Source organism: Moraxella sp. CTOTU49097 (assembly GCF_032064105.1).
GTDB lineage: Bacteria > Pseudomonadota > Gammaproteobacteria > Pseudomonadales > Moraxellaceae > Faucicola > Faucicola osloensis_B.
On record NZ_DAMBOA010000026.1, the window covers coordinates 9,898 to 20,780 of the forward strand.

The window sequence follows — 10,883 nt, forward strand, 5'->3', positions numbered from 1 at the left end:
CATGCTCTGCTAGGTTGCTAGTTTAGTATTGTTTCAACAAGATATGCTAGTATTTTTTGACATTCAGCCGTATATTAATTATCTGCACTGTGCTTAGCTGCAGCACCCACAAATTTTCCTAAATTTTTTGCTTACGAAATCACACCATGACAAAACTGACAAAATTTGCGATTGTTGAACTCAATAGCCAGACCGATATCTTAGCAAATCTTCAATCTATTGAATTAGGTATTAAAATTGCCAGTGAACGCGGCACCCGCATGGTGATTTTGCCAGAAAACGCTTTTTGTTTTGGCAAACAGGGTTTTGCCAGTCAATATTTTGACGCCTTAAAAGCTTGGTCGGCACAGACTGCCCGCCACTACGGTGTGTATCTGCTGGCAGGAACCTTGCCCTGCCCGTATCGACCTGACGGTACGCCTGTGGCTGACGGCAAACTTCGGCAAAGCTCACTATTATTTGACCCGGCAGGCGACTGCTTAGCGCGCTATGACAAAATTCATTTGTTCAAAGCCACCGTCAATGATAGCACAGGCAACTACGATGAAGGTAGAACCTTCGAAGCCGGTAAGGAGCTTATTGTGGCGGATACCGAGTTTGGCAAAATCGGCATGATGGTATGTTTTGATATTCGTTTCCCCACCCTTGTGGTCAAACTACGCGAACTAGGCGCAGATATACTCACCGCGCCTTCGGCGTTTACCTACCAAACAGGGAAAGCACATTGGCATGCGCTACTCACCGCAAGAGCGCTCGATAGTCAGTGCATGGTTATTGGCGCAGGTCAGACGGGTGACCATGTGGTCAATCCCTCAGCGCCTAGCAACGTTCGCAGCACTTGGGGGCATAGCGAGTTTATCACCAGTGATGGCGAGCGCGTTTTGACCCAAACAATCGATACAGCAAACGACGTAGCAAACGATGCAGTAACCCGAGATTTTGACACCACCAACAATTTAGCTCATTTACCTTTATCTGCCAAAGCAGCAAGCTGGCTGCCTAAGTCAGATGGTCGCCCAGAGCTTGACAAAAATGCTGACCAAAATACTAGTAAAACAACCCTATTACAGCAGGCCCCGAGCGTGATTTTTGCCGACTTTGATGCGGATGCGCAGCAAATAACTCGGCAGAATATTGCGTTGCTCGAATGTCAAAAATTGTCTATCATAGCAAATAACACCTAACGACCCTTAAGCGAAAAATGGATAATCCACTTTTTGAATATTTAAAGAATAGCCCAATTTTTAGCCGTCTTGATCCTTATATGTTTCAAGTGGTCGAAAACTCACTACATTTTAAACAGTTGAGTCCGCAAGAAGTGTTATTTACGGAAGGCGAGCATGGCGATTTTATGGCGTTTTTGCTGATTGGGGAGCTATCAGTCATTAAATACAGCCCTTCAGGGGCAGAAATTAAAGTCGGTGAAATTCGGGCGGGCGAAAGTACGGGTGAAATGGCACTGTTAGATTTACTAACTCGCTCCGCCACCATTAAAGCCGCCAGCCTGTGTGCACTTGTCACCTTGTCCCGCGCTGACTTTGAGCGACTGTTATCAGATTATCCTCGTATCGGTGTTGAGATGCTGCGTGGCTTAGCGATTATCTTGAGCCTTAATCTTCGCCGTACTTCTGAGCATTTGACTCGCGCGGTAAACGCGTAAGATGGCTAAGGCTGATGTGGTTAGGCTTAATATTTTTTTCATGTTTAATATTACTGCTTAACCTGCCTACTATTGTGAGCTATCGCCGTGAGCGGGGATGCGCTTTGTCATACACTTGCGATAAATGCCCAAAATCCAAATGGGTATAAATCTGTGTGGTACTAATATCACTGTGTCCTAGCAATTCTTGGACACCACGCAAATCACCACTATCACTTAAAATATGTGAGGCAAAACAGTGTCTCAGCAAATGCGGGTATAAGTCTTGCGCGATACCGGCACGTTTGGCCTGTAGCTTGATACGCAGCTGCACGGTGCGCGTTGAGATACGCGTCCCATAACGTTCACTGACGAATACCGCAGGGTCTTGCTCTTCCACCCATAGCGAGCGATGCGGCAAATAGTTGATGAGTGCCTGCCAAGCTTTTTCGCCAATCGGTACGATGCGCGTTTTTCCACCTTTACCCAGTACGCGTAACAGCCGCTGTGATTTGTCGATGTCAGACATATTGAGTCCCACTAGCTCGCCGACCCGCAAACCACTGCCATACAGTAATTCTAGCATGGCTTTATCGCGAATCCATAACCGCGCTTCATGGCTATCTTCTGGCGCAGCTTGGTCTAACAGCTGGGATAATACATCGATATCAAGTAACGTGGGCAAGGGTCTCGGGGCGCGTTTAAGACGTATGGTTGTGGTAGGATTTAGTGTCATCAGCTGCTGAGCAATCAACCATTTATAAAGTTGACGCAACACGGTCAGTTCATATTGACTACTGGATTTGGATATTTTATCGACATCCAATCGTTGAATTAGGAAGTCTGACAACTGCTGACGGGTGATATGACAAAGCTCGGTATGTTGCTCATAGCAATACGCCAAAAAAGGCTGTAGCGCTTGGCGGTAACTTTTGATGGTCGCTGCGCTATAACGCTTACTGCTTAGCTCAGCAAGCCAGCGATCTACCAAAGCTTGGTCAGCGGTATTGAACATAGGCGCTGCCGCATGCGGCATTAAGTGGGTGGGCAAATCATCGTTTGCTGATTTGCCTACACGGTTGCGCTGATTTTTCCCTTGACTATTTTTCCCTTGACTTAGGCTACGGCTAGTTGTCATAGTGGCGATTAGCGAGGTTGGGTGCTATTCATGGTAAGGATGTCCCTCGTCTGAACGATGTTCCTCACTTGGTTGTGCCGGCGCAAATTTTAGCCCCGCACCTGCCATCAAACCCTCAGGACTAAAGACGCCTTCGTACACAAAGGTCGCAGGACCCGTCATATACACAGGATAACCTTCTTGCCAACGAATCACCAAACTGCCGCCATACAACTGCGCTCGAATATCCACGCCTTCATCTAGCCAGCCTTCACGCACCCCTGTGGCAACGGCAGCACACGCGCCCGTACCACAAGCTTGCGTTTCGCCCACGCCGCGCTCATAGACGCGTAGCCTGATATGGCGATTATTCATCACCTGCATAAACCCGACATTGACGCGCTCAGGAAATGCAGGGTGACTCTCAATCGCTTTACCGAGTTTTTCCACCTCGGCGGTCAATACATCATCCACTTTGATGACGGCATGGGGATTGCCCATATTTGCCACATAGAGTGTCACAGGCGTACCATCCACATTGAGCCGGTATGAATTTTGAACTTTAGTAATGGTTTTGGGGGTAAAAGGAATCTCATCGGGCTCAAATTTTGGTTTGCCCATATCCACTTTTACCCAGCCATAGTCATCGGTGCTAAGGGTGATAATACCGCTGGCGGTTTCTACCCGAATACGCTGTTTAAATGACAATTTACGCGCCTGCACAAAGCGGGCAAAACATCTAGCGCCATTGCCGCATTGCTGCACTTCACTGCCATCTTTGTTAAAAATACGATAGCGAAAATCGACATCAGGGCGGCTTGGCGGCTCAACAATCAGCAACTGGTCAAAGCCAATGCCTAAGTGTCTATCCCCTAATAACGCTACCAACTCTTTGGTCAAGTGAAGTCGCTGTGTGACCAGGTCAATGACCATAAAGTCATTTCCCAGTCCATGCATTTTGGTAAATTCAATTAACATTGTTATTCCTTAAAATTATTTTGATTTATGCACGCTATCTTATCATGATAGCTGATTTTTTATAAGGTAATTGGAGAACAAAAAAACCTTAGCAAGTCAAGCAAATTTGGGCTCGGTTGCTAAGGTTTTGGTTTCAGTTGCTAAGGTTTTGGGCTCAGAGGAATCAATAAGGCTTAGCGTTGCCAGCAAACGTTACAGTTTAGATTTAATCTACCAATTTTTCGTTTTGCCAAAGGCTCTCAACCGTTTCACGCTCACGAATGACATGGGCGTGACCCTCTTTGACCAAAATTTCACAAGCACGTGGGCGGCTATTGTAATTGCTCGACATTACAAACCCATACGCCCCTGCGCCTGTGATGGCTAGAATATCATTGTCAGCCAATGCCAACACACGGTTTTTTGCCAAAAAGTCGCCCGTCTCACAAATCGCCCCGACCATATCCCAAACTTTGGGTTCAACCGGTGAGTTCAACTGTGTGGGAATGACTGCCATCTCTGACTGATAAAGTGCCGGACGAATCAAATCATTCATCGCGGCATCGACAATGGCAAAATTTTTGTGTTCGGTAGGTTTTAAAATATCCACGCGGGTCAATAATACGCCTGCATTGGCAACGATACTACGACCTGGCTCTAGATAAAGTGTTAAGCCTAAAGTTTTCAGTTTTGGTAACAGTAACTGCGCAAATTGTTGAATACTTGCAACGTCTTCGTCAATATACTGCACACCCAAGCCACCGCCCAAATCAATATGCTCAAGCGCAATACCTTGCTTGGCAAGTGCGTGAATCATCTCAATGACTTTATCCAATGCATCCATAAAGGGCTGAACTTGGGTCAACTGCGAGCCAATATGACAATCAATACCGACGACTTTTAGGTGCGGTAAGTCATGGGCAATTTGGTAGATACGGGGCGCATCTTCATGGGTGATGCCGAATTTATTTTCTTTGAGCCCTGTGGAGATATACGGATGGGTTTGCGCGTCGACATTGGGATTGACGCGTAGCGAAATTGGCGCTTGCTGCTGTAGTTTGCCTGCCACTGCATTGATGCGGTACAGCTCAGCTTCTGATTCGACATTAAAGCAAGCAATCCCTACTTCAAGGGCAGTGCGGATATCTTCGGCGGTTTTGCCAAGTCCTGAAAATACGATTTTTTTGGGGTCACCGCCCGCAGCCAAAACCCGCGCAAGCTCGCCCCCTGTGACAATATCAAACCCTGCCCCTGCTTTGGCAAGTTCGTTTAATACCGCAAGGTTACTATTGGCTTTTACCGCATAACAAATCTGATGCTCAATTTCAGCAAAACTATCATCATAAGCTTTATAAGCTGCCAAAATCGCCTGCTGACTATACACATAGGTCGGTGTGCCGAAGGTCTTTGCGATATCCGCAAGACTGACGCCATCCATCATCAAGGAATTGCCATCATAATTCAGACAGTTGATTGATTTGACGTGTTCGGTCGGATTGATCGCTAAACTTGCGGCTGCATCATTAGTAATCATTTTTACCTCCAACCGATGGCACCGATGGCGTAGTCGCTGATTGCGGCGTTGGGGTTGCATTATTATCAATCATGACATTGGGATCTTGGGTGTTGATATCGACTTTGGTATCAGAAGCATTGGCAGTGGTGCTGGTCGGTTTGGCGGCCGCATCGACTACTTGTTGGCTATTGTTGGTAGGTAGGTACAATGCCCCTTTTTGCCCACATCCTGTCAGCACATTGGTTGCCAACATCACCGTCAGCACGGCGATTGTTGGGGATAGTTTTGAAATTTGCATGAATGCCCTTAATTTTAAGAATAAAATAAGTGTAAAAATAGAATCTGCGATGGGGTTATTGTAGCTGTTTTTGCGTTTTATAAGCAATTATCTCACCTTATTTCTCACCTTATTAAAGATGAGCGTTAAATCCATGATTTCTGTTAAATTTTCATTTTGTTGAAACTATTGTTGTTGTGGTATGCTTTTTTGCTATCGTGATGACAACAAAAATTTGGCAAAAAATTACCACAATACAATTTTTTTAATCTACAATAAATTACTTAAGACAAGGATAGCTTAAAATTTAATCCAGTTAGGAAGGGGCTTGTTGCAAGGAATGCACAAGATCTTGTCTAAAGGAACAGCCATGCAAAATCCGATCTTAGTACTTAATTGTGGGTCTTCATCAATCAAATACGCGTTATTAAGCAATGACAGCAGCGAGCGCGTTGCCGGTCTTGCGGAAAACTTGGGCTTAGATACGGCACGTATCAAACACACCGACCTCAATGGGGAAAAAGTCGAAATCTCTTTGGCAGGCGCCAATCATCAATGGGCGCTGCAAAAAATATTAGGTTTATTAGCAGCTTACAAACCCGTTGCCGTGGGTCACCGTGTGGTGCATGGCGGGCGTGAGTTTTCTCATGCCGAAAAAGTCAATGACCATGTCTTGGCGGAAGTCAAACGGCTAAAAGTATTGGCACCACTGCACAACCCTGCCCATGCCTTAGGTATTGAAGCGGTGGAAAAAATCTACCCAGATTTGCCGCAAGTGGTCGTGTTTGATACCGCCTTTCACCAAACCATGCCCGCCAAAGCCTACCGCTACGCCATTCCAAAAGATTTGTACAATGAGCATTACATCCGTCGCTATGGCTTTCATGGTAGTTCGCACGCCTATGTCAGCCACCGCGCTGACAGCCTAGCCCCTCATCAACAAGCCAATGGTTGGATTACAGTGCATTTGGGCAATGGTTGCTCGTTAACCGCCGTGTATGATGGCAAAAGCTTGGACACTAGCATGGGTCTGACCCCGCTTGAAGGTGTGGTCATGGGTACGCGCAGTGGTGATGTTGACCCAAGTTTGCATATTCACTTACACCGTATTTTGGGCTATAGCCTTGACCAAATTGATACGATTTTAAATAAACAAAGCGGGTTGCTGGGCATTTCAGGTATCTCAAGCGACATGCGCACGGTGGAGCAAGCCGCCAATGAAGGCAACGAAGATGCCAAACTTGCCATCGAAATTTTCTGTTATAAAGCAGCCCGCTATATCGCCTCTCTCAGCTGTGCATTACCGACCTTCACTGGCTTGGTATTTACCGGGGGTATCGGTGAAAACAGCGCCTCAATTCGTCAAAAAATCTTACAAAACTTGCCGCATTTTGGCATCAAAGCGAACCTTGACAAAAATGCCGAGCTCTCTCGGGGTGCCGAAGGCAGTTTCCACCAAGCCGACAGCCAACTGCAATTGTGGGTGATTCCGACCGATGAAGAATACCAAATCGCCAAAGAAACCAAAGAAGTCTTAGGTTTATAAACCCTCTCACCCTGATGACCCATCAGGGTTTTTAGTTTGAATAAAATAACAAATAGGAACTATTATGCAAACTATTTTATTTGTGCCTACCAGTAGTGGCATTGGCTTGACCTCAGCTTGTTTGGGTTTTATCCGTGCGCTCGATTATATCGGGCTAAAAGCAGGATTTTTAAAACCCTTTAGCCAAAATACCACCGCCAATCATGAAACTGATGACAGCTCAAGCGTGCTTGCAAAACATGCCTTTAACTTAAACCCGCCATCCTCAATTGACCGTAGCCGCTTAGAGCGCGTGATTGGGGATGGTCAGTTAGATGACTTGATGGAAGAAGTGGTTGCCAAGCACCAAGCATTGGCTGACCAATATGACGTTATCGTCTGTGAAGGTCTGGCTGCCGACAATGATTCAAGTTATGCAGAATTGGTGAATTTAGCCATCGTCAACGCGCTAGATGCCAAAGTTATCTTGGTCAGTAGTGGCGATATTGCAAACCCTGATAGTTTGGTAGACAAGTTAGATATTTTTGCCCGTGATTTTGGTGGTATGGCAAGCGAGCGCACGTTAGGCACGATTTTGATGCGCGTCAAAAACGTGGACAACCATTATGATGAAGCACCCGTCGCGCCTGGTAAAGCCAAAGTTGATTTGGCAGCTGAGCAGTTACAGGCGATTAAATCCCACTCGCCTTATTTTGACTCCGATAAATTTCGCTTGATTGGCGTGGTACCTTTTAGCAACACCTTAAGTGTCCCCCGTACCTGGGACGTGGCTCGTGAGCTTGATGCCAAATGGCTCAATGAAGGTGACGCCAAAAACCGCCGTGTGCTTAATACTTTACTAGTTGCGCGTACTGTTGCCAATATTGAAGATTCTTTCACCCGTGGCAACTTACTGGTGACGGCAGGCGACCGTGACGATTTGATTTTGGCAACTGCGCTTAGCACCATGAATGGTGTACCGCTAGCAGGTCTTATTCTGACAGGCGGTATCGTGCCGAACCAAAAGATTATCAATCTGTGTCGCCCCGCGCTAAAAACGGGGATTCCTGTAATGCTGGTTGACACTGACAGCTTTGATACTGTCACCAAACTTAACCACATCAGCCATGAAATCCCCGCAGATGATACCACTCGCGCCAGTGAAGTCACCGATTTTGTCGCCGCGCATTTGGATTTGGACTGGATCAAAACCACTTTTAGTCAAGGCAACAACAACCGCAAACTCTCGCCTTCGGCTTTTCGTCATACCTTGGTCAAAAAAGCCCAAGCTGCCAAAAAAACCATCGTACTCCCTGAAGGCGCTGAGCCCCGTACCGTTGAAGCAGCGGTCATCTGTCAAACTCGTGGTATTGCCCATTGTATCTTACTTGCCAAACGCAGTGAAGTCGAAGAGGTTGCCAAGAACTTGGGGCTCACCCTACCTGAAGGCCTGCAGATTCTTGACCCAGAGACCTTGATTGACAAGTACGTCAAACCCATGGTTGAGCGCCGTAAAGGCAAACTCGATGAACTGCAAGCCCATGAACAGCTCAAAGATACCGTCGTGCTGGGTACCATGATGCTGTACTTGGGTGAGGTCGATGGTCTGGTATCTGGCGCCGTACATACCACCGCCAATACTGTGCGCCCGGCATTTCAGTTAATTAAAACAGCGCCGCAGTACTCGCTGGTATCGTCAATTTTCTTTATGCTCCTGCCTGAGCAAGTGGTGGTGTATGGGGACTGTGCCATCAACCCAGACCCTACCGCAGAACAGCTGGCTGAAATCGCCCTACAATCCGCCCAATCTGCCAAAGCGTTTGGTATCGAACCCAAAGTTGCCATGATTAGTTACTCGACAGGGACATCAGGTGAAGGTGCGGACGTGGATAAAGTGCGTCAAGCCACCGAAATCGCCAAAGCCAAAGCGCCTGAGATGGGCATGGCTGGTTTACTCATTGACGGTCCGTTACAATATGACGCAGCCAGTGTCGCAAGCGTGGCAAAATCCAAAGCGCCAAATTCTCCAGTGGCAGGTCAAGCCAATGTATTTATCTTCCCAGATTTGAACACTGGCAATACTACCTATAAAGCGGTGCAGCGCTCTGCTAACGTGGTGAGCATCGGTCCTATGCTGCAAGGCTTAAATAAGCCTGTGAATGACTTGTCGCGTGGCGCCTTGGTTGAAGATATTGTCTATACCATTGCGGTCACAGCCGTTCAAGCCGCTAGCAGTGAGTTTTAAGCTTTTATGTTTAAAAAAAGGTGAGTGTCAAACTCACCTTTTTGTTGTCTATCGCCATTGCCTGTCACACAGGATATCAGCTTAAATGCAAGGCTACTGTTCCAACACTCGCCTATTTTTCGCTGAATAGGCTATTTTCCCACCACTAAGTTAGTGCGCCACAATCTGTTATGCCCAAAAATTGCTTTATGGTAAAATGTCGCACGAAGTGATTTTTTTGCGCAATGTGCCAACCGATGAACCGCCGAACCAGCCATAAGATGTGTCAGTGATGATGAAGGATTTTAGTTTTCTTTACCCTAAACTTGTATTGGGCTTGTGGTTATGACAATGCCTCGCTGTATTCGTGTCTGGTTGGGTGGCTCATTTGATCCGATACATTTGGCGCATTTACAGATGATTACGCATGTGTACCATGAGCTCATGCGCGCTTTCCCCAATGTTGATATCATCGCCAAATTACTGCCCACGGCGGGTTCGCCCTTAAAAACCCAACCAACTTCCAACCAGCAGCGCCTTGAGATGCTTAGGCTTGCGATTGACGATGTGCCTTTTTTATCGATTGATGAGACTGAGCTGCAGTGTCAGCCGCCTGTGTATAGCTTTCATACCTTAAGTGAGTTTAAACAGCGTTATCCCAATGACCTACTGATTTTTGTTCTCGGACAAGACAGTGTTGAACAACTTGATAAATGGTATCGCGGCTTTGAGCTGCTTTCGCTGACCAATCTATGGGTGCTACCCCGTCCTGCCTTGGGCAGTCTTAGCCGCAATTTAAGCCACACTTTACACCAAAACTTAAACCAAAATGCTTTAGCAACTATAGATAAAACCCCTAGTATAAATATTGATAATCGGTTAATGCCTTTTATCATTCATTCGCCAAAAGACTTGATAAATCAAACCACTAACCATATTTATATTGATAAGTTTGTCGTGCCTGATATTGCCAGTCGTGATATCAGGGCTTGGATATACAGCACAGAAGCTCGGCAACGGCAGCAAGCGCGGCTAAGTCTACCGAGTCAAGTTTATCGGTATATTGTTGAGCATCAGTTATATGCCCCAGACGTTTAGCCTGATATTGATTTACATTTTTTGATAACCTGTGCGTTAGATTTTTGTTAAAATAGCGCACTTTTTTTAGGATTGTCATGATCCTATTTTAAGCTACCCTTATAACCCAATCATTATGACCCAATTCATGGAACCCACGCATTTATGACCGATACCCAATTTGCTAGTTTAGTCAATCAACACCCTGCCCACCAACAGTTAACCACTTGCCTTGACATCGTTCAAGATGCCTTGGATGATCTAAAAGCCAAAAACATTACCGTACTCGATGTTGCTGATATGACTGAAGTCATGGAGCGTATCGTGATTGCCGAAGGGACATCTACCCGCCACCTTAAAGCGGTTGCCGACCATGTCGCGATGAAAGCGAAGCAATCAGGATTTAATCCGATTGGTGTGGAAGGTCAAGGCACCAGTGATTGGACCTTGATTGATTTGGGCGCTGTGGTGGTGCATGTGATGATGCCACAAGCCCGCACGTTTTATGACCTAGAAGGCTTATGGCAAGGTCAATCGCAGCGCGAGCGTAT

10 protein-coding genes are annotated in these 10,883 nt (G+C 46.4%); 6 read left to right on the forward strand and 4 right to left on the reverse strand.

The features are described from left to right. Positions 1 to 146: 146 nt before the first annotated feature. Together RT064_RS10070 and RT064_RS10075 are read left to right on the forward strand one after the other, a co-directional pair. Complete coding sequence (locus RT064_RS10070) at positions 147 to 1,184, forward strand: nitrilase-related carbon-nitrogen hydrolase (RefSeq protein WP_313063170.1); 1,038 nt, start codon at positions 147 to 149, stop codon at positions 1,182 to 1,184. A 17-nt stretch (positions 1,185 to 1,201) separates the two neighbouring features. After that, the gene (locus tag RT064_RS10075; protein WP_036594464.1) at positions 1,202 to 1,660 is read left to right on the forward strand and encodes a cyclic nucleotide-binding domain-containing protein; all 459 of its coding nucleotides are present in this window, start codon (positions 1,202 to 1,204) and stop codon (positions 1,658 to 1,660) included. Between the two features lie 79 nt (positions 1,661 to 1,739). Here RT064_RS10075 and xerA read toward each other — a convergent pair whose 3' ends face one another. The 4 genes from xerA to lptM all read right to left on the reverse strand — a co-directional run bounded on the left by xerA (position 1,740) and on the right by lptM (position 5,527). Then, positions 1,740 to 2,777, reverse strand: coding sequence for a site-specific tyrosine recombinase/integron integrase (xerA, locus tag RT064_RS10080; protein WP_313063171.1), 1,038 nt, complete (start codon positions 2,775 to 2,777; stop codon positions 1,740 to 1,742). Positions 2,778 to 2,801: 24 nt separating this feature from the next. Beyond that, a complete protein-coding gene (gene dapF, locus RT064_RS10085; protein ID WP_227715580.1) occupies positions 2,802 to 3,734 on the reverse strand; it encodes a diaminopimelate epimerase in 933 nt (310 codons plus the stop codon). A gap of 205 nt (positions 3,735 to 3,939) precedes the next feature. Next, positions 3,940 to 5,247, reverse strand: a complete 1,308-nt coding sequence (lysA, locus tag RT064_RS10090) for a diaminopimelate decarboxylase (RefSeq protein WP_409519564.1) — start codon at positions 5,245 to 5,247, stop codon at positions 3,940 to 3,942. Further along, complete coding sequence (lptM, locus tag RT064_RS10095; RefSeq protein ID WP_313063172.1) at positions 5,237 to 5,527, reverse strand: LPS translocon maturation chaperone LptM; 291 nt, start codon at positions 5,525 to 5,527, stop codon at positions 5,237 to 5,239. The genes lysA and lptM overlap by 11 nt, the downstream gene beginning before the upstream one ends. A gap of 349 nt (positions 5,528 to 5,876) precedes the next feature. Between lptM and RT064_RS10100 the strand changes: the two genes are divergently transcribed. The 4 genes from RT064_RS10100 to rsfS form a co-directional block, all read left to right on the forward strand. After that, entirely contained in the window at positions 5,877 to 7,052 is a 1,176-nt protein-coding gene (locus tag RT064_RS10100) for an acetate/propionate family kinase (protein WP_313063173.1), read from the forward strand. Between the two features lie 64 nt (positions 7,053 to 7,116). Then, positions 7,117 to 9,276 carry a phosphate acetyltransferase gene (gene pta, locus RT064_RS10105; RefSeq protein WP_313063174.1) on the forward strand — a complete coding sequence of 720 codons (2,160 nt, stop codon included), beginning with the start codon at positions 7,117 to 7,119 and terminating at the stop codon, positions 9,274 to 9,276. A gap of 324 nt (positions 9,277 to 9,600) precedes the next feature. Then, positions 9,601 to 10,353 carry a nicotinate (nicotinamide) nucleotide adenylyltransferase gene (gene nadD / locus RT064_RS10110; RefSeq protein WP_313063175.1) on the forward strand — a complete coding sequence of 251 codons (753 nt, stop codon included), beginning with the start codon at positions 9,601 to 9,603 and terminating at the stop codon, positions 10,351 to 10,353. A gap of 144 nt (positions 10,354 to 10,497) precedes the next feature. Continuing rightward, on the forward strand, positions 10,498 to 10,883 hold a 386-nt coding region (rsfS, locus tag RT064_RS10115; RefSeq protein WP_313063176.1), incomplete at its 3' end, for a ribosome silencing factor.

What these genes read in the sequence shown, in the direction of transcription:
- RT064_RS10070 (WP_313063170.1), top strand. Translation starts at nt 147, where the DNA reads ATGACAAAACTGACAAAATTTGCGATTGTTGAACTCAATAGCCAGACC.
- RT064_RS10075 (WP_036594464.1), top strand. Translation starts at nt 1,202, where the DNA reads ATGGATAATCCACTTTTTGAATATTTAAAGAATAGCCCAATTTTTAGC.
- xerA (WP_313063171.1), bottom strand. Translation starts at nt 2,777, where the DNA reads ATGACAACTAGCCGTAGCCTAAGTCAAGGGAAAAATAGTCAAGGGAAA.
- dapF (WP_227715580.1), bottom strand. Translation starts at nt 3,734, where the DNA reads ATGTTAATTGAATTTACCAAAATGCATGGACTGGGAAATGACTTTATG.
- lysA (WP_409519564.1), bottom strand. Translation starts at nt 5,247, where the DNA reads ATGATTACTAATGATGCAGCCGCAAGTTTAGCGATCAATCCGACCGAA.
- lptM (WP_313063172.1), bottom strand. Translation starts at nt 5,527, where the DNA reads ATGCAAATTTCAAAACTATCCCCAACAATCGCCGTGCTGACGGTGATG.
- RT064_RS10100 (WP_313063173.1), top strand. Translation starts at nt 5,877, where the DNA reads ATGCAAAATCCGATCTTAGTACTTAATTGTGGGTCTTCATCAATCAAA.
- pta (WP_313063174.1), top strand. Translation starts at nt 7,117, where the DNA reads ATGCAAACTATTTTATTTGTGCCTACCAGTAGTGGCATTGGCTTGACC.
- nadD (WP_313063175.1), top strand. Translation starts at nt 9,601, where the DNA reads ATGACAATGCCTCGCTGTATTCGTGTCTGGTTGGGTGGCTCATTTGAT.